The sequence below is a fragment of the Coleofasciculus sp. E1-EBD-02 genome, from assembly GCF_040218245.1.
Taxonomy (GTDB): domain Bacteria; phylum Cyanobacteriota; class Cyanobacteriia; order Cyanobacteriales; family Coleofasciculaceae; genus Coleofasciculus.
Genome location: NZ_JAVJQN010000196.1, coordinates 30,565 through 51,362 on the forward strand (window position 1 = coordinate 30,565; position 20,798 = coordinate 51,362).

Consider the following 20,798-nt stretch of genomic DNA (forward strand, 5'->3'; position numbering starts at 1 on the left):
TCACCACTATCGTTTATGACAGCACCAAGATGTAACTAAACCCGCCCTGACTACTGTGTCAACGCTGAAATAATAAGTTGGGTTTCGTCCCTTAACCCAACCAACCCAAGTAAATTGGTATCATGCAGACGAAAAACTCTTCCCTAATCCCCAATCACAAATCATCAATCCCCAATGTCCTGAAAGCCTGCGCGATCGCGTTATGTTTTTGGGGACTCTCTGGAAGTAAGCCAGCTCAAGCGGAGGATGTAAACCTGAAAGTGGGTGTGGTGCAGCGTTTTGGCTCAGAACCCACCGACGAACTGACCCTAAAAGCGACACCTGGGGATAGCTTGAGTTTGCGGTTCTTGGCAGGGGATATGCAACCCCAAACTCTGGAAACTGATCAGGTGACACTGGAGGTGGCGACGCAACCCTTATCCCAACCCGTTTTAGCTGAACATTTAGTCCTCAGCGATCACGCCACCTTTGAAACCGCTGAAGATGCGGCGGATCAGTGGCGTTCACGGGGGATTCAGGTGGAAGTGGTGCAGCCGGAACGCTGGCAAGTTTGGGCAAAACGGGATGTCTATCAGACGCCCCTGCTGCGACGCCTGTTGCTGCAAAGTCTCCAAGATCAAGGGTACAGCACAGTTAGACTAGAAAGTCAAGTCCTCCCCCAAGTGCCGCGAGTGTCATTTGTGGTGGATGGCTATCGGTATAATCGCCAATGGATAGAGATTGACTCGGAGAATGATTTAATCCAGGTGATTCGCAGTGAAGATAAGCGCAACCCACGTCTGTATGCAGGAAGTCTAAAAATCCAGCCCAATGCTTACGGGACTTACACCCTGGTGAATGACGTTCCCTTAGAAACCTATCTGCGTGGTGTTGTCCCCCATGAAATTGGACCAGGGGCACCATACGCAGCAGTAGAAGCACAAACCATTATTGCTCGCACCTACGCCCTCCGCAATCTGCGTCGATTTACAGCAGACAAATACCAACTCTGTGCAAATACCCATTGCCAAGTCTATCGCGGACTCACAGGAACCGTTCCCACGGCGGATCGCGCGATCGCGAAAACTCAGGGGCTAGTCTTAACTTATAATAATCAGCTCGTAGACGCCTTATATTCCTCCACCTCTGGCGGTGTCACCGCGCCCTTTAGTGATTCCTGGAATGGGTCAGAACGTCCGTATTTAAAAGCCGTGATTGACTCGCCCCAGCCGATTTGGGATTTATCGGAGAAGCCTTTAGGGAATGAACAATACTTCCGCGAATTCATTAACTTGAAAGAAGGATTCAATGAAAGTGGCAGATCTCCCTTCCGATGGCGGGTAGAAAACTCCCTGGAACAAATTCAGAAAGATTTGCGGCGCTATTTGGAACGAATCAAACATCCCCTAGCCGAGTTTACCACCATCCAACAGATGCAAGTCGTCAAGCGATCGCCCGCCGGACGCATCCTCCAGCTAAATGTGCAAACGGATAAGGGTGTGGTTGAACTCCAGAAAAATGAAATCCGTAGTGCCTTTTATCCCCCTCGCAGTACCCTCTTTTACCTTGAACCACTTTACGGTAGCAATAAAGAGGATAAAACCCTGAAAGGCTATGCCTATGTCGGCGGCGGCTTTGGACATGGCGTTGGTTTGAGCCAATATGGTTCCTATAACTTAGCGAATCTTGGTTGGTCAGGGGAGGACATTCTCACCTTTTACTATCCGGGAACCCAAGTTCAACCCTTAAGTGATTCCATTGTTTTTTGGCAAGAACCAGGGAATAGTAAATAAATATCCTATCCGGTTGAATCCGGTTTTCCTCCGGTAAGCGATCGCGGACTAACAGATAGAGAGTTTTCACATAAATATTGTATTGTAGGGGCGAGTCGCTGCACAAAGTCAGGCGGTGTGAGAATTAACCTATCTCGACTCGCCCTTTTTATGTACGCGGGTCAGCTAATTAAAGGTTGGGATTGTGGTGAAGATAGGGAAAGGAGAACAGGGAATAGAGAACGGTAAACAGTGGTAGTGCGAGCGTCTCGCTCGCTATTTTGTATGGGTTTTTAATAACTGATATCCTCTGGAGGGCGACCCGATCCAATTAATGGCTGGGCGGTGTAAATTGTGTGCGGCGGGTCGCCCCTACAATGTTTTCTGGTAATAGGCGATACTCAGCGGGGAACGAACCCGAAACCGAACGGCTACCCATCCCGTCATCATTGCCATGCCGGAATCCGGCAAAGCTTTGTTAGTCTAAAAATACATAACCTGCCCACTCCTGTTACTCACGAACCGCTCATGTCTAGCACCACTTCCCCCCTGATCCAAACGCTAAACCCAGAACGCTGGGCTGGGTGGAGTATGGACTTTATCGGCGCAGGTTATACAGGTTTGTTGGTCAAAAATGGGAAATTTGTCCGCAAATTGAAACCGGGGCGTCATTTCAGCTTCGCCTTACCCCTTCTCGAACAATGTGAACTGGTTCTGGTGGATAGCAAGATTCGCAACCTAGAAATCGTCTCCCAAGGAGATTTCCTATCCCGCGACCAATATTTGATTAATATCTCCCTTAACGTCATGTATCAAGTCGTAGATGCAAGACGAGTCACCTTGGAACTCTCAGATCCAATTGCAGCCCTCACGAGTGCGGTAAAAGATAGTTTAGGGGTAGCTGTAGGTCAATTGCGGATGGAACAATTAGTAAACCAGGGACGAGTCCATATCCGACAATACCTACTTGACCATGCCGAGATATCCTATTCCCTAGGCTTTGCCCTAGAAGACGTGCGAGTCAGTGATATCAACTTCCCGCAGACGAGGGGAATTATTCGTCAAGTCGAAGGAATGAGCGCCAGACAGGAAGCGGAACACGAAGCCGCCTTAAAGATGCAAATCGCCGAAGCCAGTCGTCCCGTTATCCCCCCACCGCCTATACAGCACGTTAATATTGTTGCACCACAGTCCTCCAATGGGAACCCTGCCGCTTTTGGCGCTTCCCCTCAACCAAATTCCTTACCCAGCGCCGAAGAATCCCCAGCAAATCTACCTGTAAGAGATAAACCCGTATTAGCGCCCACGATAATTGCCCAACCCGCTAGTGGAGTACAGACGCATCTAGTCCACAACGCATCAGGTGCGACATTCAATTTATCCGCCAGCACCTGCACGATTGGACGAGAACCGAATAATACTTTGGTTCTGGATGATGGGTTAAGTTCCCGCTATCATGCTCAGATTACCCAATCCAGAGACGCTCAGGGTCAAGTCCAGTACCAGTTAATTGATGTGGGTAGTTCTAATGGGACATTTGTTAATGGACAACGGCTTACTCCCCATCAACCTTGTACATTAACTCCGGGGAATACTATCCGCATAGGCAATCAGGAATGGACGTTTCGCCCTCACCCCCCAGCCCCCTCTCCCAAGTCTGGGAGAGGGGGAGTTGGATAAATAAAACAGTCAAATCTTGCACATCTGAATTTGTAGTAAACTGAAAGGAAATTATTACAATAGTCCGGTTCCCCTTCTCCCATGCAACAAAAGCGAAGCATCCTCTGTCATCCCTCCTCGCAGGGGGGAATGAGGGGGGTGGGAGAAGGGGTTAGGGGATGAGGGCTGACACAATGGCGAGAATCCGAGGAACAACATCTCAAATCGAAGCAGCCGCCAAGCAACTTCGTCAAACTCAGACTCCAGCAGAACAAAAACTATGGCAAGCCTTGAGAGGACGAAAACTCAATGGCTTAAAATTTCGCCGTCAGCATCCTATTGGGCATTTTATCGTCGATTTCTACTGCCCAGAGTGCAAACTGATTGTTGAAGTTGATGGTAAAATTCATGACTCACAACAGGATTATGATACAACAAGAACAAAACATTTAGAAGCTTATGGTTATCGAGTAATTCGCTGCCAAGATTAAGACGTTATGACTAATCTGGAGGAAGTTTTAGAGACAATTCGTCAGGTTGCCTCTTGTCCATCTCAGGGGACGTTATAAATTCAGAAGCTGACGCGATGTTTAAACGCCTGTGGGATGAAAAGGACGTGAATTAAAACACAGAGGTTTTATTTTATCAATCCATTCAACTTGACAATGGAGGAAACTTTTTTCCCGTACTCAGCAACTCGGCAAAGGCTTCGGCTGATAAGGGCGGACTAAACCAATACCCCTGGATTTCATCACAGTGATGTCCTTTGAGAAAATTCAATTGACTGAGCGTCTCTACTCCTTCGGCGACAACCTTTAACTTGAGACTACGAGCCATTTCTAAAATGGCTTTTGTAATCGCTTCATCGCGGCTATCTTCAGTTAATTTACAGACAAAAGAACGGTCAATTTTCAAAACATCAAAGGGAAAATTTTTTAGCTGAATTAATGCTGAATATCCTGTGCCAAAATCATCGATAGAAATACGAATCCCTAAAGACTTAAATCGCTTTAACGTCGCGATAGCGGTGTCTGGATTTTGCACTAATGTACTTTCGGTCAGTTCTAATTCTAAATACTGGGGCTTCAATCCCGTTTCCTGGAGAATGTCTACAACAAAATTAGCTAAATTAGATTGATTAAACTGACGAGGTGATAAATTCACGGCAATTCGTAAGGGATAAATCCCCTGATCTTGCCAGATTCTGGCTTGCTGACAGGCTTGTCTAAGTACCCATTCGCCTAGTGGCACAATTAGCCCGGTTTTTTCGGCTAAGGGAATAAACTCAACAGGCGAAATAATCCCTCGTTGGGGATGATTCCAGCGCACTAAGGCTTCCGCCCCCTCAATTTGTCCGGTGAGCAGATTGACTTTCGGTTGATAATAAAGCTGAAATTCCTGCCGTTCTAGGGCTTGACGCATTTGGGTTTCTAGCTCAAACGCTTCTTGAGATTTGGCACCAATGGAAGCAATATAAAATTGATAGCGACGATTTCCCAGTTGTTTGGCTTCTTCTCTGGCGACACTAGCGTGTCTAATTAGGGTGTCGAGATCTCGACCATCACGTCCTAAAATAGCAATACCAATGTAAGCAGAGAGAAAGATTTGATCAGAGTCTACCTGAAACGGCAAATCAAACGTCTTTAACAAGGTTTCGACAATTTGAATACTCTCAGGTTTGTGATAATTTCGACTCAAGAGAATGATAAAATGATCACTACCGATTTGAGCGATCGCATCCTGCTGTCCTAACTGACGGTTTAAGCGTTCGACAACGGCTTGGAGTAATTGATCACCAATGGCAAGTCCTAGGGTATTGTTGAGTTGGTTGAGTTGTTCAATTTCCAGCGACAAGAGGAAAATCTGGAGTTTACCCTGATTTCCCGGTTTCTCTAGCTGATTAAAGCGTTTCTGGAGTAACCGACGATTGGGCAGATTAGGATTGATGATAGACTGCTGTTGGCGTAATTTTACCTTTTGTAATCGCGCCTCGATCGCACTGAGAATTTGGGCGCGAGTAAAGGGCTTCGTCACGTAATCATCCGCCCCCAATGTCATACCCTGGCGCATATCCGCCTGTTTTGTCTTGGCGGTGAGGAAGATAAAGGGAATCGTCGCCGTTGAGGAGTCTTGTTGTAGGATATGGAGTACACCATAACCATCCAATCCTGGCATCAGGATATCGCAGATAATCAAATCAGGTTGTTTAGTTTGAGCCAATTTCACACCGATTTGACCATTATCGGCACTGAGCGTCTCGAATCCTTCCGCATTCAGTAGTTTAAGTAGATTCCTGTGGATGGCTTTTTCGTCTTCAATTACTAAAATCGTCGTCATGACTATAGCTCGCTGGATATCTCGCCCAATGGGAGCAAGTTGGAAAACGAGGCGAGTATTATCGCTTTCCGGTTGAACAGGTTAGAAGTTAGGGGGTAGAACCCAATCCTGGTGAAATTTTGGGCTTGTCGAAGCCAGGAAAAATGATGACTTAGATGTTCGTTGATGGTTATGTACAGTATTTTAAAATTAAACAGTTAAAACCCATAGAAATTCATTGATATTTGTTACTGTTTTTTCTTTTTCTAGAGAAAATAGTTGAGGGTTAATTGTAATTGTTTACGACCCCAAATGTGGATAGTTGTCGCTGTTTTCAGGAAAAAGGCGCGAGTCTCAATTCTACTCTCTAATCCCAATCTGCTGATGCTGGCATTTTTCCCTGGCGATCGCTGATCAAGGGTAAGCGAACCGTAAACGTTGTACCTACGCCAACGTCACTGGTAACATCAATTTGTCCCTGGTGCAGATCAACACATTGCTTAACAATCGCTAACCCCAATCCTGTCCCCGCGATCGCGCCCACATTATTTCCCCGATAGAAAAAATCAAACAGGTGGGGTATATCCTCTAACGGGATACCAATTCCCTGATCCTGAATTTGAAAGCAAGCATTCTCTCCCTCACGGGCTAGGTTGAATCGAATCGTACCGCCCACCGGAGAGTATTTAATCGCATTGGATAGCAAGTTAGACAGCATTTGTCGCATCAGTTTTTCATCCACCATTGCAGGTAAACACGTCACTTGAGAAGCAAAGGTGAGGGTATAGGCTTGATTCTCGTCGTTGGTTAAATGTTTGAGAGTTAAACCCTGCTGAATTTGATCGACTAACCGTTGACAAAAGTCATGAAGTTCCACAGGTGCGGGAGTAAAGGGGAGTTGTTCCCCATCAGCCGTACCGACAAGCTGCATATTTTCCAGCAATTGCAGCATTTGTTGTACCGTTTCCTGAATCAGATGCAACTGTTCCACTTGTTCTGCTTTTGTCCATTGGTAATGTTCCAACAATTCAGCTGTAGACAGAATCGTTGTCAGAGGGGTACGGAATTCATGAGCCGTGATGGATAGAACCTGAGATTTTAAGTCTCCCCGTTGTTTTTCTTGAGCTAAAGCATTCAGAATTTCGGCGTCTGCTGACTGAGATTTGTCCATTGCTGACGTGAGTTGAGGGTGTTCCGAGAGACTCTCTTGTAGTTGTTGTGCTGACGCTGATGTTGAAGATGGCGTATGAGTGAGGATCTGCTCAACACCCATCATAATCAAGGTTTCAGGAGAAATATCCAGGCGAGTTGCTATATCCTGCAACTTCAGCCAATGGTCATCCGTAAGAGTAATCGCGATCGTTTGCATCTCAGGTTAGTGATTGAGATGCTACCAGTTTAACTTTGAGGATGGGGAGTTGGGGAAGCAAGGGAAGCTAGGGAAGCTGGGGGAGCAGGGGAAGCTGGGGAAGCTGGGGGAGCTGGAACGTCTGTTGTAGGGGCGGGTTTTACCCTTAACGTTTCGTTTTCACCCGGATGTCACTAAACCCGCCCCAATGAAGTGCAAGCACTCTTCCACAAATGATGTAGCTTGCTTCTCGCGAAGCGAGTATGACGAATGACGAATGACAAATAACAAATAACAGACTTTTCCTGATGTCACTTACCCCAGAACTGATAAAACCTGATACAAGCCTCAGCGAACCATCCGACTTTTTCCCATTGAAATCATCTAAAAAGCGTTCGATACTATCAGCAAGCTATTAAACAACCTTGTTTCCAGTATAACTAAACCCCACCCATGAACGAACTCAACGCCCGCCTCAAACAACTGGCTCTCACCGCCCAGCAATCTCCGACGAAAAGCCAAAACAGACAACTGGCTCTAGCTAAACTGGTCAAAGAAATTTTACAATCGGGTAGGCTTTGCCGTCCGCATAAAGGTAAATTTAGAGGCTTCTATGACGATATTTATGCCGAAGCCCAGCAAAAACTATTCTGTTACATCTGCGAAAACATTGATAGGTATAATCCGCAGTATGATGTCTTATCCTGGGTCAACTTTCTATTCGCAAAGCGGTTTTTTATCGAAGCCAGTCGTGAAGTGATGCCCAAGGGGTTTCAGCGGGCATACCAGCGTCAAGTGACCCGATTAACGTTAGAACAACTCGAACAAAAAACGTCACTGCAATTTACTCATTCGTCAACCCCTTCGATTTTACAAGAAGTTATTGATATTTTGCAGGAAGATCCAGAAGGAATTTTCCAAAGTACCCATATTGTGAATCAGCCTGTCGCTAATTTTAAGTTTTTAGCTCTCAAGGTGATGGCTGGCTACTCCTGGAAAGAAATTTCTAACGAACTGGGAATTAAAATATCGACCCTAAACAGTTTTTATCAGCGTTGTTTGGTTCGCTTTCGTCCTAAGCTTAGAGAATATGTAATTGTTAATTAATGCTAACGGTACGGGTTTTTGTGTAGGGGCGACCCGCCTGCACCAATTAACAACACTAGTCCACTCAATTTGATCGGGTCGCCCTGTCTCGTTCAAATCGTGTCTACTCCCTGGGCATTGTCGGGGGTAGACCAAAACATCAGGATTTCAGAGATCCCCCTATAGTCTCACCCATCAAATCTTATAGGGCATGAGTCGAGTCCCTAGATAAGCAATAATACTTAAATCGCGTTAAAATGACGGTAAAGTCCGTGGGACTCTCCAGGTAGAGCAACAAGAGACAACCTTAATCAAAAATGCTCCACGATAGAAGTCCCTACAGGTCAATGACCCTAATCTCTCAGAGTTCGGGGCTTGGAAGAATCAGCTTCCAACGTAAGCATTGTCTGAGGACTGATCGACTTCCCTGTCGCATCATAAAGGCAGATCAACGTCCAGGAGAAACTGACATGATGATGAAGGCTCAAGACATCATGACCACCGATGTGGTCACCATTCGCGGTTCAGCCACCGTAGCTGATGCTGTGGATTTGATGAACGATATGGGTCTACGGGCTTTAATTGTAGATCGCCGCCATGACCAAGATGCTTATGGCATCGTCACGGAAACGGATATTGTTTATAAAGTGATTGCCTATGGCAAAGATCCCAAAAAAGTCCGGGTTTATGAAATTATGAATAAGCCCTGCATCGTGGTCAATCCTGACCTCGGTGTAGAGTACGTAGCGCGATTGTTTGCCAATACAGGCATTCGCCGCGCTCCAGTGATCAAGGACAAACTCCTGGGTATTATCTCTATTACCGATATTCTGGCTAAAGGAGACTTTCTCGATAAACCCAAGAGCGTACTTCTTGAAGACGAAATCCGCAAAGCGGTAGAAGAAGCACGGGCTGTCTGCGCCCAAAAAGGACCAACCTCTAAAGAATGTGCCGCCGCCTGGGATATTGTGGAAGAACTGCAAGCGGAAGCTGCACACCAACGGGCAGAAAAGCTGCCTCAAACAGCATTTGAGGAATATTGTCAAGAGTATCCCGAAGCCCTGGAATCTCGAATTTATGACAGTTAATCTGACTTCAGATTTTACTGGGCTACCCGGAAGACAAGAGAAAATCCGCTCGTGATATCCTCCACCACCATAATCTTTAATTAGGTGGTGGCTTTTTTAGAATAAGTCATCAGTCAATTGTAGGGGCGGGTTTAGGGACTCAATTCAGATATCCACCCATAAATGTTCAACAAAACCCGCCCTTATAAGTAGGTCGGTAGCTTTCTTCGTTGAAGGAAACCTGGTTTTGAGTCGCGATCGCGCCTTTTATCACCCTTATCTTTACAGCAAACGAGACAATAGCAAATACATCAAGCGAAATAGAGCCGTTATCGCGATCGCACTCGCAGCAGCAATCCCTCCAGTAATGACCACTTCTAGGATAGACCAGCCGCTCCCTAGTAGAGGGATGAGCAAGACAGCAAAAGTAATTCCGCTAATAATTAGCAAATTTTTGTTTTTAATCCGGTGATTGTATTGTGTATAAACTAAACCGCCAACAACCATACCCAATACTCCCACACTTATACCTGAAATACCCAGTAAACTGTTTATAACAATGAACAGTAATCCACCTTCAAATCCGACAAATGCCGCTTTCGCAAAAATTTCTGATAGTGAACGAGGTGGAATCGGCGGAATTGGCGGAATCGGCGGAATCGGCGGAATTGGGGAATGGGGTTGTTGTGAGGATTGAGTCGGAGGTGATAATGGTGTTGAGTCCATAAAATCTATCACCTCTTGAGCCGATTGAAAACGCTGAACTGGCGCTTCTAAGAGCAGCTTATCTAATACATCTGCTAGAGTATCGCTAACTTGAATATACTGTTTCCAATGCCAACAATTAGTATGGGAATCGCGCAGATCTTTGAGATCTTTACCTGTCAACAAAACAACTATTGTCACAGCTAAGGCATACAAGTCAGAGGAAGGTTTAACCTCTCCCCCTCTCATCTGTTCAGGTGGAGCATATCCAGGAGAATAAATACCCGTTGAGGATATAGACGATCTTTCCCCTGCCGTTTTGCTGACCTGCTTAACTGCACCAAAATCCAACAGGTACAACCGTCCATTCCGGTGACGCATAATATTGGAGGGTTTAATATCCCGATGGATTGAACCATTCTCATGGACAAATTTGAGAACTTCTAGCATTTCTCTGAGAATTGCTATAACTTCAGGTTCAGAGAATGTTCCTTTGGTTTGCAGTTCTTCTTCTAAATCTTGCCCATCAATAAATTCCTGTACCAAATAAAAGAATTTATCTTGAGTATCAGGTTGGGATAACTTGGCAACACTTAAGGGAAAAAAGGCATAGAGATTAGGAATTTGAGGATGAGTATTACCCAGTTTTTCTAAAACCTCTGCCTCTTGCTCAAATAACTCTTGCGCTTTAGCGAGTTGGGAGGGACTTAATTGATCAGAAGGCTGAAACTGTTTGACGACACAATAGCGCATCAATGGGGTGTGGCGATCGCGTGCCAAAAACGTTGTGCCAAACCCCCCCTGATTTAGCAACTGGGTTGGAATATAACGACCCCCCAAAATAAGTGGTATTCCACAAGCTGTACAATATCTCTGCTGTGCTGTTTGCAGCGTGGCTTTCTGATCCAGTTCAGCAAAGAAGTTTTGGGGACGAGGGCAATGGGGGCGAGTGCAGTGGATTTCCATTGTTCATATCCAAAGAAGTCATAAGTTATCAGTTATATATAAGTTATAAATCAATTGTAGGGGCGGGTTTAGTAACTCAGGTCAGCTTTTCACCAATAACTGAAAAGCAAAACCCGCCCTGATTCAACGGAACCCTTCACTTCCTTTAAGGGAACCTGGTTTTGAGTCGCGATCGCGCCTTTTATCATCCTTGGCTTTACAGGAAACGAGACAATAATAAGTAAATCAAGCGAAATAGAGCAGTGATGGCGATCGCACCAGCAGCGACAAACGCTCCAGTTAAGATGACGCCAGGGATTGATAACCCAACCCGTAATGCTGGTATGAACAATAGAACCAGCGTTATTCCAGCTAAAATTAGCAAGTCTTTGCCTTCAATAATCCGGCGGTATTGTGTATAAATTAAACCCCCGACAATCATTCCCACTAATCCTACACTAATCCCAGAGATACCCAAAAAACTTTTCAGAGCAATAAACAGTAACGCCCCTTCAAAGCCAGTAAACCCTGCGCTGATTAACGTTTCTGATAGGGTAAAACGGGATTTTGGTCGCTGAATCGCGGGTTGTTGCTGAACCACAGGTTGCGGTTGAACCACAGGTTGTTGTTGAACGGCTGGTTGGGGCTTGGGAGTAGGGGGAGGTGGAGGTGGTGGTGCAGGGGGAGTTCGACGCGGTTTCAGAGCGTCCATCACCTCTTGAGCCGATTGAAAGCGTTTATTTGGGGTTGGTAGAAGCATACGGTTTAAGACCTCTGCTAGCGTATCACTAACCTGGGTATAGGGTCTCCAGTTCCAGGAGTTATTGTAAGAATCATATAACTCTTCTGGCTCTTTCCCCGTCAGCAACATAATCAACGTTACCGCTAACGCATACAAATCCGTTGACGGGTAAACTTGCGCCCCTGACATCTGTTCGGGTGGCGCAAATCCCATCGAATAAATTCCCGTGGATTTGCCAGAGGGGGTTCCTGCTGCGCCTTTGGTGACTTGTTTAACCGCACCAAAATCCAACAGGTACAAGCGTCCATTCTGGTGACGCATGATATTAGAGGGCTTAATATCCCGATGGATTGAACCATTATCATGGACGAACTGGAGTACCTTCAGCATTGCCCGTAACACTTCTAGGACTTCAGCTTCAGAGAATGTCCCTTTGGTTTGCAGTTCCTCCTCCAAGTCTTGTCCATCAATAAATTCCTGGACTAAGTAGAAAAACTGGTCTTCTTTACCCGATTGATGTAGGTTACTAACACTTAAGGGGAAAAAGGCATAAAGATTGGGAATTTGGGGATGATCATTACCGAGTTGTTCTAATACCTCCGCTTCCCGTTCAAATAAACCTTGGGCAATGGCAAGTTGTTGGGGGCTTAAATCACCAGACGGCTGGAACTGCTTCACAACACAATCACGCATCGTTGGCGTATAGCGATCGCGGGCTAGAAATGCGGTACCAAACCCGCCCTGACCCAGTAACTTGGTAGGAAGATAGCGACCCACTAAAATCAGGGGCATCCCACAAGCTGTACAATACTTCTGTTGTGCCGTTTGCAGTGTCGCCTTGTCATCGAGATCGGCAAAAAAGTTTTGGGGGCGAGAACAGGTGGGACGAGTGCAGTAAATTTCCATTGTTCTGAAAGCATTGGCACTAACAATTGTATCGTCCTCTTCGGGGAGGTTTGCCCTAGTGCAGCACGGCAAAAATACTTAAGCAGCTTCGTAGATACGATGAAGCAGGGGGAGCAGGGGGAGCAGGGGGAGCAGGGGGAGCAGAGGGAGCAGGGGAAGTAGAGGGAGCAGGGGAAGCAGAGGGAGCAGGGGAAGCAGGGGGAGCAGGGGGAGCAGGGGAAGCAGAGGGAGCAGGGGAAGCAGAGGGAGCAGGGGGAGCAGGGGAAGCAGAGGAAGCAGAGGAAGCAGGGGAAGTAGGGGAAGCAGAGGAAGCAGAGGGAGCCGGGGGAGCAGGGGGAGCAGGGGAAGCAGAGGGAGCAGGGGAAGTAGAGGGAGCAGGGGAAGTAGGGGGAGCAGGGGGAGCAGGGGGAGCAGAGGGAGCAGGGGAAGCAGAGGGAGCAGGGGAAGTAGGGGAAGATAAAATTACATTTATTTTAGAAATACTATGTCAGAAATTGGCAACGAAAACGAACAAGATAATACTCTGTTGAACCAATGGCGTCAGAAAATCGAAATCGCTAATCAAAACAATATTTTTTGTCATTGTCGCCATTGCGGTGATGAATGGGTAGACTCATCGTTAAATAGTGCCTGTAATCACTGCGGTAGCCACGATATTGAACGGATTCCCTGTTGGCAGTTCCCAGATGGCTAAATTAAGGAGGTGGGAATAATTTAGATTGTTATTTGTCATACTCGCGCGATCGAGAAGGAAGCTACGTTATTTGCTATTTATCGAAGAATTATTGCACTCTATCCGGGCGGGTTTAGTGACATCAGGGTGACAACCCAATGTTAATGGTAAAACCCGCCCCTACAACTTCCCCTGCTCCCAGACGTAGCATGCTACGTCTCTACATTGCTTCCCCTGCCTTCTTAAGGCGATCGCAGAGTCCGAATTGTTAACACCTGGGGTGGGGTTGCATCTGCGGGATAGATAAAATCTACCTCGACAAAACGGCGATCGCCTGGAGGCATTTTTAGCGTCAGCAATGGCTCCCCAGCTTGACCCCGATGTTGTACCAGATGAACCGAACGGGTGCGGGCTAATCCCCGATCATCGGTGTAGCGCAGTTGTACCGTACCCCGAAAGAAGACTTGGGCATCGGGAGGATTCAAAAAGTGCAGTCTGTCAGTTTCTTCTTCTTCGTCGGGTTTCAGCGGGGTTTGAATCGCCAAGGTTACGGTTTGTGAAGCATCTGTCCGGTTAACTAAAGGCAAAGTAAGGTGATACTGCACTCCATAATTGCCATGGGCGCGATGAGCGGTATCCGGATAACGGACTTTTAGAGGCGCACTCTGCACTTGATCAGTCCCTAAGGTGATAAACGGTACTGTACTTAAGGGATAGGAAAACGCTTGACCCGGTTGAGGAATACTCAGATTCGATGCACCCGGACGATCAACGACCTCAGTACGCCATTGAGAACCGACCGCCACACCTGCGACCCGACCATAGACAATTTTACCGTCCGTCTGGTTGGGTGGTGTCGGGATGCGATCGCGTGGTCCGGCTAAATTGCCTTTAAATAATAAATACCGCCATTCGTCGAGAGTAGGTGGACGATAGGGAAGTGCAGACGCCCCCGAAGATTCTCGATTCACTTTGCGATCGGAATTCAGGGGTGCATACATGGCTAAACTTGCCATATAAACAGGTCGATTGGTTCGCAGACGCATCAACGTAGACCGGGAATTGCCTAACGCAATGGGTAAATTGAATACCATTTCGCTCTGTCGCGGCGGAATCACAATTTGAGAGGGAAACGAGGATTGATGCACACCACGCAGGATATCGGTGGCTACCCGTGAACCGGGACCCGAATAGACCAAACCAAAGGGATTATCCATATAGGGCGGTAAGTTGATAAACGGAGCATCCGGATTGGTCACATAACTTACCGCTTGCAAAATATCTAAGGTTACAGGTTGACTCCCCGCATTGTGAACCAGAACCCCTTGGTACATGGGTCGCCATTCCTCTGGCGTATTGGAGCGGGCGATATGATGAGCAAAGATATCAAAGCGTCCAGAAAGCGGGAAATTTAAATGAGCGCCAGGACTCGCTTTTCCGTAAGGGGGGAAGGTTGACAGTAAAATCCCCTCGGTTTGGATCACTTCGGGACTATTGCTATTAAAGACAGGTATCTGATCCAGTTGTCCTGGTAACGGTCGTATTTGTTGAGGTTGCACCACCAATTCCTGGGCGGGAGGAGGAGTTGGGGTTGTCGGGGGGACAGGGATAACAACTTGAGCCAGCGAGAAATTGGCGAATAAAAGCAGCATGAACGAAGGGGTTTTCCAACCTCACACACACAACAACAGTTCTCAGTTTCAGCGTTTCACTCCCGTCATCAGCAATAAACTGGCAACAAGGGCAGAGTGATTAAGTATAGACCGATACTAAGAACTGTAGATTTATCATCCTACCGCTTGTTATTGGTTATTGGTCATTGGTCATTTGTTAGGGAACAGGGAACAGGGAACAGGGAATTCAAACTGCATAAGCTGACACTACCGAGATATACTTTCCAGCGATGACATAATTTGGATATGAACGATGACTTTCAACATCTACCATAAACTGAATCGTCTGATTCTCACCGGAACCACAACCACAGTCCTAGCGACTACCTCCCTAACCAGTTTTATCCTCGCCGCCTCACGTCCCGCACAAGCTAACCCGGAAGTTGACCTTTACACCTTATGCACGAAATTCCCCTTAAATTCGCGCTGTGAAGGCTACGAACCCCCCGTCTCGCTCAAACAGCGTTCGGGTCATGAGGGACTGTGCGCTTTAACCTCTGGTGAAACGGATCTATCCGGTAAATGCAAAATCTCCCTCACTGATGGAATCATCACCGCTTATATTGAACAAGGCGATCGTCTCGCGGTTTTGGATGATGAAAGACCAACCCAGGAAATTACTGTTGCGGCAAGTAATGTTGATACCCTAACCTATCAAGAAGGCAAAAAAGCTAACGTGGGTCGGATTATTGGTAATACCTTGCTGTTTGGCGTTCTGGGTGCCGTTTTCACCAAACCGGATAAGATTGCCCAAATTGAGGTAGGTTTCACCGGAGAATCTGATCCTGCAACGACACAGGTTTTGACCTTAGTAACCGAACGGGAATTGGGACTGACGTTAAGAAGCAATTTGGAACGATTAACGGGAATTTTCGCGGAAATTCCTGCTGAAGAGGAACCGGAAACTCAAGAAACAACAGTCGAGGATTCCGAGACTTATTCAACAGATTTAGATGAATTCTGTGAGTCTTATCCACACAATTCTCGTTGTCAGAATTCCACGGATGAATAGAGAATCGAGCGACTCAACAACCTCTTTTTGATTGTAAGGAAGGGCGGGTTTTGTTGTTCCGTTATCAGTAATAAGCAGATTGAGTGGCTAAACCCGCCCCTACAAATATGTGATTTCAGTTATCATTCTTTTTACCGTATCTCCATCACCCCATTCCTCCCCAAATCAGCCGCGCTACCCAAAACGGAGCTAAAGTCGCGATCGCGATCCAGTCTCCCCAGTGTAAACGCAGTTGATGCCATTGGACTCGATGCTGATTGGGACTGGTAAAACCACGCACTGTCATGGCTTTGGCAATTTGATCGGCTCGCATGAGTAGGTTTTCTAATAACCGTTCAGTCACCATAATCCAAACTTGAGCGCTGCGGCGAACCCCTAGCTTTTTCCAGTTAATCGCCCGAGTCCGAATCGAACGGACTAAATTTTGCACTTCCTCCAAAACTAAGGGAATAAAACGCAAGGATAAGGTTAATGTCAGAGCAATTTCTGTCACTGGAATATTCAGACGCCGTAAGGGAAGCATTAGACTTTCTAACCCGGCGGTAATTTCTTCGGGGGCGGTGGTGAGCAAGTAAAGATTGGTACTATAAATTAGTGTGAAAATTACGGTACTGACCCGAACCGCTAGATCCAATGAGCGACGGGTAATTGTTACTGGACCCGCTTCTAGGAGAATATATCTGTAGTCCGTCGGTTGGGGTAAATTGGTCAGGATAACGGTTTCACTTTCAGAAGCCTCTGGAACTGATTCCCGTCCGATGCCAAAGGGATTATACCAGGGTCTAGGTTGAGGCGATTCCTGTGCTGAGGTTTCAGCAGACTCAACCATGAGAATGTCCGCCTCAGGAAGCCGAGACTGATGATCAACCGCCAATCCATCGGGTGCGATCGCGGTGAGAATAAAGACAAATACCGCTAGCATCAGCAGCCAACCCATTTGCTGACGCCAAACCCGTAACGGAATACGGGCTGACAGAGTGAGCAAAATGAGTACCACAACAACTGCCAAACGGCAATAGGGATTGGCTAATAAAGGTACTGCCAAAAAGCTCATTAACCAGATAAGTTTTACCCGAGAATCCAGGTAATGGAGCCAAGTTACAGGTTGTTCCAGGTATAGCCCTAACGGGAGCGATCGCAGTAAGTCCATGGTTTGTCATTCGTCATTCGTCATTTGTCATTCGTCATACTCGCGCAAGCGAGAAGCAAGCTACGTCATTCGGCAAAAGGGAATGGGGAATAGGCAAAAATATGCCCTCGAAGGTTGTCAAGAATCAATGTATCCCATCTCACTATTGTTTTGACCATTGACAAAGGACATAAGACCAAGGACAAATGACAAATTAAACCCGAACGGCTCGATTAGCATTGCTGCTTTCAACATCGCGGACTTTCTTCCCACGCCATAATAGACGCAATGGTGTCCCTGTAAAACCCAGTTGTTGGCGAAATTGACGCTCAATATAGCGGCGATAGTTTTCATTAAATCGTTTCGGATCATTGACAAACAGGGCAATCGTTGGGGGTTTAGTTTTAACCTGGGTGCCGTAGTAAATTTTGCCTTGGCGTCCTTGGCGGTTGGTGGGCGGGGAATGCCAGTTAATGGCTTCTGCAAGCACTTCATTAATCACAGACGTACTGACGCGGCGCTGGTGTTCTGCGGCAACAGTATCGACTAAATCGAGAATTTTGTCTACTCGTTTTCCGGTTAAAGCGCTGACAAAAATCATCGGTGCCCATTCAACAAAATAGAGGCGATTTTTCAGCAGTTTTTCGTATTCATAGATCGTATAGGTATCTTTTTCAATCGCATCCCATTTGTTTACCAAGATAACCGCCGCCCGTCCGTCTTCAGCAATTCGTCCAGCAAGTTTTTGGTCTTGTTCGGTAACACCATCTAGGGCATCAACCACGAAGAGAACCACATCAGCACGGCGAATAGCTTTGAAGGCGCGATTAATGCCAAAAAATTCCGGTCCATATTCGACATTTTTCTTCCTGCGAATGCCTGCGGTATCAATAAGACGATAGAGTTGAGATTCACTCTCAGTTTCTGGGTTTCCGGGGCGTTCGACAATCATATCAATGGCATCGCGAGTAGTACCAGAAACGGAACTGACGATCGCACGTTTTTCTCCGGTCAGGGCATTTAATAGACTAGATTTACCCACATTCGGACGTCCGACAATTGCCACGTTAATTTCTGAGGTGTCTGGGAGTATTCCCACCGTGGGCAAATGGGTAATCAGTTGATCCAGGAGTTCCCCGGTTCCTGCACCGTGAATCCCAGAGACAGGAAAGGGTTCACCTAAACCGAGTTCCCAAAACTCAGCCGCTTGGATTAGTCCTTGTTGGGGGGATTCGCACTTGTTTACAGCCAGGACAACCGGGACAGGGTGCTGGCGTAGCCAATCTGCGATCGCCTGATCAGCCGCCGTGAGACCCGCTTGACCATCGACGACTAATATAGCGGCGCTGGCTTCGCTGAGGGCTGCCATTGCCTGTTCTCGAATCAGGGGCAGAAATTCGGTATCATCATCAAAAACCAACCCCCCGGTGTCTACAATCGAGTAATCTCGGTCTTGCCAGAACGCGGGTCGATACGTGCGATCGCGGGTAACTCCCGGTTGATCATGGACAATCGCATCCATCACCCCGGCTAACCGATTGACAAGCGTTGATTTGCCCACATTCGGGCGTCCGATTACAGCAACTATTGGCAAACCCATCGTCTTTATCCCCCTTACAGATATGAAGCGTTATGCTCCAGTCTTCTATTGTAGCGAGGTGAGAGGGAGTGGCTGATTACTCTATCATTTGTCATGGGATTAGAAAAGACGTTTGAAGTTTGACGTTCTCATCCTATCGCCTCCCCTTCTGCTCAAACCGCCAGAAGTGCAGGTGCTGCGTTAATCGAACGCTTTTGGGAGTGCGATCGCTCTCAATTACAAAATCTGCACTGACTGAGTGTTAATTTCTGTCAAATTAGTTAATCTTACATCATTAGTAAACAATGTTGCATTTAAAACTTGTGCAGTTGCAGCAATTATTGCATCAGGAAGTCTCAGTTTGTATTGTTTCCGAAATGTAATTGCTAAATCCTTAATACTACTCTCAAGTTCCACCACTGTAAGCTTGGCTAAGAAATCCCGAATCTGTACTTCTTCATCTGAACTGAGACTGGGATAGGATAACAATTCAATTTCAGTAATCACTGACACAAAATACTGTCCTGACGGTAACGGGTTAGTTAAACGCCCCCCTAAGAAGTACAAAACTACATTCGTATCCAATACAATTAAATTCTGCGTCAATGCCACTCATGCCTCATTTGCTGCTGATACTCCAAAGGATCTTGAGTTAATTGAATCACACCTGCATACTGGTTTAAATTAAATTCTTGTTTTTGTTGTAATTGATAAGCTTCTAATAGTTGCTCAATTTTCTGCCAGTCCTGATAATCAATCAACACCGCAACAGGACGCATCGCTTCATCAGTCACAATTTTTTTATTAAAACTGAGCATAATAGTCTGCTTCATAACAACGTCTAACTTTTCTATCGTAGCTCCAAAGCCAAAACATTGTAGAGACGTTGCATGCAACGTCTCTACAATCTGGACATAACTTCCGTTCAACCTTCCTGATCACTCTTGAGGAAATCACCCACGTACAATCGGATAAATTCTGCTGCTGCATCAGGATTGAGGCTATGAAGTGCCTCAGCAATCTGCACCACGGTTTCAGCAGTGGGATCTCTTTTCTCGTGATACCACTTGAAAATCATCGAACGATCAACTCCCAAAGTTACGGCTAGCTTGTTTTGACTGATGCCGTATGTGTCTAATGTTTGCCTGAGAGCTTGTCCCGCTTTTCCCATGCCTCTAATCGTGTCAGAGGATGGTGAGCAAGTAAATGTTGTCTTATGCGACCACAGTCTGCTAGATTTAATGTAGTCTACTAAGACCACATTAAATTCAACCAGGTGAACTCAAATGCAAGCGTACTTTCTACCTAATGCCAGCGGTCTGTTCTGCCAATCACAGACAGCGTTTGGCAAACTGAGGGATAAGGAAGGCGATCGCACTAAGCGACACCGTAGCCTGTGTAAGGACGTTTATAACTGGGATGTAAACCGAGAATAATATCCTCTTTGGGTATCCCCATTTCTACTAAATCTTGTGCCAAATCAGCTTCGGTCATATTTCGCTGAATCCAAATTTTGCCATTTTTAATATCTATATGAATGAAACAGTTGTAGACTCTTTTTAGTCCCTCCCAACCGATATCTAGAAGCTGATAGTGGTCATTTTCTGTGTCAAAAATGAGTTGACACTCTATTTCTGAATCTGAGCGATTTGCATCTTCAGTCGTATGATTTTTTAATAGCTGGCGGACTAATGAGCGATAGTTTTCTAATTTTTCCATTCCCTGATCACCTCTTCAACAGGATCGTAAATAATTAATTCTTCCCATACTCTTAATCGTGTCAGAGCCTCACGAGCCATCATAGGGTACGGCAATGCCGTACCCCTACCCAATCAATTATCCTTAAGATGGGGTAGGGGCACGATAGTATCGTGCCCTGATATAGGTTCAGGTTACTTAATCTGGTTGTCTACAATAAAATTAAATTCTGCGTCAATGCCACTCAGTTTCTATCGTAGCTCCAAAGCCAAAACATTGTAGAGACGTTGCATGCAACGTCTCTACAATCTGGACATAACTTCCCTTCAGTCTTCCTGATCACTCTTGAGGAAATCACCCACGTACAATCGGATAAATTCTGCTGCTGCATCAGGATTGAGGCTATGAAGTGCCTCAGCAATCTGCACCACGGTTTCGGCTGAGGGATCTCGATTTTCGTGAAACCAGTGAAATACAACTGAACGATCAACCTTCAAAGTTACGGCTAG

Annotated in this window: 18 protein-coding genes and 1 pseudogene; 7 read left to right on the forward strand and 12 right to left on the reverse strand. The window is 46.3% G+C overall.

Features of this window, described 5'->3' with window-relative positions; all coding sequences use genetic code 11:
• Window positions 1-122 precede the first annotated feature (122 nt).
• From RIC07_RS30485 to RIC07_RS30495, 3 genes and pseudogenes are all read left to right on the forward strand, one after another.
• On the forward strand, window positions 123-1,772 hold the full coding sequence (locus tag RIC07_RS30485) for a SpoIID/LytB domain-containing protein (RefSeq protein ID WP_446397789.1): 1,650 nt from the start codon (window positions 123-125) through the stop codon (window positions 1,770-1,772).
• A gap of 507 nt (window positions 1,773-2,279) precedes the next feature.
• Window positions 2,280-3,431 (forward strand): FHA domain-containing protein, encoded by a 1,152-nt coding sequence (locus tag RIC07_RS30490; protein ID WP_446397790.1) that lies wholly within the window; start codon window positions 2,280-2,282, stop codon window positions 3,429-3,431.
• A 158-nt stretch (window positions 3,432-3,589) separates the two neighbouring features.
• Window positions 3,590-3,898, forward strand: a pseudogene (locus RIC07_RS30495) (endonuclease domain-containing protein); the annotation flags it as partial.
• Window positions 3,899-4,064: 166 nt separating this feature from the next.
• On the opposite strand, the gene RIC07_RS30500 reads toward RIC07_RS30495, so the two are convergent.
• Both RIC07_RS30500 and RIC07_RS30505 read right to left on the reverse strand, forming a co-directional pair.
• A complete protein-coding gene (locus RIC07_RS30500; protein ID WP_446397791.1) occupies window positions 4,065-5,747 on the reverse strand; it encodes an EAL domain-containing response regulator in 1,683 nt (560 codons plus the stop codon).
• Window positions 5,748-6,093: 346 nt separating this feature from the next.
• Entirely contained in the window at window positions 6,094-7,095 is a 1,002-nt protein-coding gene (locus RIC07_RS30505; RefSeq protein WP_446397792.1) for a sensor histidine kinase, read from the reverse strand.
• 432 nt (window positions 7,096-7,527) lie between these two features.
• Here RIC07_RS30505 and RIC07_RS30510 point away from each other — a divergent pair, with 432 nt between their 5' ends.
• Complete coding sequence (locus RIC07_RS30510) at window positions 7,528-8,181, forward strand: sigma-70 family RNA polymerase sigma factor (protein ID WP_446397793.1); 654 nt, start codon at window positions 7,528-7,530, stop codon at window positions 8,179-8,181.
• 449 nt (window positions 8,182-8,630) lie between these two features.
• Window positions 8,631-9,248 (forward strand): CP12 domain-containing protein, encoded by a 618-nt coding sequence (locus RIC07_RS30515; protein ID WP_446377578.1) that lies wholly within the window; start codon window positions 8,631-8,633, stop codon window positions 9,246-9,248.
• A gap of 261 nt (window positions 9,249-9,509) precedes the next feature.
• On the opposite strand, the gene RIC07_RS30520 is transcribed toward RIC07_RS30515, so the two are convergent.
• Window positions 9,510-10,898 (reverse strand): protein kinase domain-containing protein, encoded by a 1,389-nt coding sequence (locus RIC07_RS30520; protein WP_446397794.1) that lies wholly within the window; start codon window positions 10,896-10,898, stop codon window positions 9,510-9,512.
• A 196-nt stretch (window positions 10,899-11,094) separates the two neighbouring features.
• Window positions 11,095-12,525: a protein kinase domain-containing protein gene (locus tag RIC07_RS30525; RefSeq protein ID WP_446397795.1), complete on the reverse strand. Its 1,431-nt coding sequence runs from the start codon at window positions 12,523-12,525 to the stop codon at window positions 11,095-11,097.
• 484 nt (window positions 12,526-13,009) lie between these two features.
• On the opposite strand from RIC07_RS30525, the gene RIC07_RS30530 reads away from it, so the two are divergent.
• Window positions 13,010-13,219: a hypothetical protein gene (locus RIC07_RS30530; protein WP_446377572.1), complete on the forward strand. Its 210-nt coding sequence runs from the start codon at window positions 13,010-13,012 to the stop codon at window positions 13,217-13,219.
• A 221-nt stretch (window positions 13,220-13,440) separates the two neighbouring features.
• On the opposite strand, the gene RIC07_RS30535 is transcribed toward RIC07_RS30530, so the two are convergent.
• The gene (locus RIC07_RS30535; protein ID WP_446397796.1) at window positions 13,441-14,850 is read right to left on the reverse strand and encodes a DUF3370 domain-containing protein; all 1,410 of its coding nucleotides are present in this window, start codon (window positions 14,848-14,850) and stop codon (window positions 13,441-13,443) included.
• 274 nt (window positions 14,851-15,124) lie between these two features.
• Here RIC07_RS30535 and RIC07_RS30540 point away from each other — a divergent pair, with 274 nt between their 5' ends.
• A complete protein-coding gene (locus RIC07_RS30540) occupies window positions 15,125-15,883 on the forward strand; it encodes a hypothetical protein (RefSeq protein WP_446397797.1) in 759 nt (252 codons plus the stop codon).
• 145 nt (window positions 15,884-16,028) lie between these two features.
• Here RIC07_RS30540 and RIC07_RS30545 read toward each other — a convergent pair whose 3' ends face one another.
• The 7 genes from RIC07_RS30545 to RIC07_RS30575 form a co-directional block, all read right to left on the reverse strand.
• Window positions 16,029-17,033, reverse strand: a complete 1,005-nt coding sequence (locus RIC07_RS30545) for an energy-coupling factor transporter transmembrane component T family protein (RefSeq protein ID WP_446397798.1) — start codon at window positions 17,031-17,033, stop codon at window positions 16,029-16,031.
• Between the two features lie 193 nt (window positions 17,034-17,226).
• Window positions 17,227-18,612, reverse strand: a complete 1,386-nt coding sequence (der, locus tag RIC07_RS30550; RefSeq protein WP_446397799.1) for a ribosome biogenesis GTPase Der — start codon at window positions 18,610-18,612, stop codon at window positions 17,227-17,229.
• 216 nt (window positions 18,613-18,828) lie between these two features.
• Complete coding sequence (locus RIC07_RS30555) at window positions 18,829-19,203, reverse strand: type II toxin-antitoxin system VapC family toxin (RefSeq protein ID WP_446397800.1); 375 nt, start codon at window positions 19,201-19,203, stop codon at window positions 18,829-18,831.
• Window positions 19,194-19,409: a hypothetical protein gene (locus tag RIC07_RS30560; RefSeq protein WP_446397804.1), complete on the reverse strand. Its 216-nt coding sequence runs from the start codon at window positions 19,407-19,409 to the stop codon at window positions 19,194-19,196. Before RIC07_RS30560 ends, RIC07_RS30555 begins: the two co-directional genes overlap by 10 nt.
• Window positions 19,410-19,516: 107 nt before the next feature.
• The gene (locus tag RIC07_RS30565; protein ID WP_446335905.1) at window positions 19,517-19,762 is read right to left on the reverse strand and encodes a helix-turn-helix domain-containing protein; all 246 of its coding nucleotides are present in this window, start codon (window positions 19,760-19,762) and stop codon (window positions 19,517-19,519) included.
• Between the two features lie 206 nt (window positions 19,763-19,968).
• Window positions 19,969-20,310, reverse strand: a complete 342-nt coding sequence (locus tag RIC07_RS30570) for an element excision factor XisI family protein (protein ID WP_446397801.1) — start codon at window positions 20,308-20,310, stop codon at window positions 19,969-19,971.
• A 305-nt stretch (window positions 20,311-20,615) separates the two neighbouring features.
• A partial coding sequence (locus RIC07_RS30575; RefSeq protein ID WP_446397802.1) for a helix-turn-helix domain-containing protein occupies window positions 20,616-20,798 on the reverse strand: 183 nt, incomplete at its 5' end.

Bases quoted from the DNA above. Each gene is read 5' to 3' on its own strand.
- RIC07_RS30530 (WP_446377572.1), top strand. From the start codon at position 13,010: ATGTCAGAAATTGGCAACGAAAACGAACAAGATAATACTCTGTTGAAC.
- RIC07_RS30565 (WP_446335905.1), bottom strand. From the start codon at position 19,762: ATGGGAAAAGCGGGACAAGCTCTCAGGCAAACATTAGACACATACGGC.
- RIC07_RS30490 (WP_446397790.1), top strand. From the start codon at position 2,280: ATGTCTAGCACCACTTCCCCCCTGATCCAAACGCTAAACCCAGAACGC.
- RIC07_RS30570 (WP_446397801.1), bottom strand. From the start codon at position 20,310: ATGGAAAAATTAGAAAACTATCGCTCATTAGTCCGCCAGCTATTAAAA.
- RIC07_RS30520 (WP_446397794.1), bottom strand. From the start codon at position 10,898: ATGGAAATCCACTGCACTCGCCCCCATTGCCCTCGTCCCCAAAACTTC.
- der (WP_446397799.1), bottom strand. From the start codon at position 18,612: ATGGGTTTGCCAATAGTTGCTGTAATCGGACGCCCGAATGTGGGCAAA.
- RIC07_RS30525 (WP_446397795.1), bottom strand. From the start codon at position 12,525: ATGGAAATTTACTGCACTCGTCCCACCTGTTCTCGCCCCCAAAACTTT.
- RIC07_RS30545 (WP_446397798.1), bottom strand. From the start codon at position 17,033: ATGGACTTACTGCGATCGCTCCCGTTAGGGCTATACCTGGAACAACCT.
- RIC07_RS30485 (WP_446397789.1), top strand. From the start codon at position 123: ATGCAGACGAAAAACTCTTCCCTAATCCCCAATCACAAATCATCAATC.
- RIC07_RS30500 (WP_446397791.1), bottom strand. From the start codon at position 5,747: ATGACGACGATTTTAGTAATTGAAGACGAAAAAGCCATCCACAGGAAT.
- RIC07_RS30535 (WP_446397796.1), bottom strand. From the start codon at position 14,850: ATGCTGCTTTTATTCGCCAATTTCTCGCTGGCTCAAGTTGTTATCCCT.
- RIC07_RS30510 (WP_446397793.1), top strand. From the start codon at position 7,528: ATGAACGAACTCAACGCCCGCCTCAAACAACTGGCTCTCACCGCCCAG.
- RIC07_RS30515 (WP_446377578.1), top strand. From the start codon at position 8,631: ATGATGATGAAGGCTCAAGACATCATGACCACCGATGTGGTCACCATT.
- RIC07_RS30505 (WP_446397792.1), bottom strand. From the start codon at position 7,095: ATGCAAACGATCGCGATTACTCTTACGGATGACCATTGGCTGAAGTTG.
- RIC07_RS30560 (WP_446397804.1), bottom strand. From the start codon at position 19,409: ATGCTCAGTTTTAATAAAAAAATTGTGACTGATGAAGCGATGCGTCCT.
- RIC07_RS30540 (WP_446397797.1), top strand. From the start codon at position 15,125: ATGACTTTCAACATCTACCATAAACTGAATCGTCTGATTCTCACCGGA.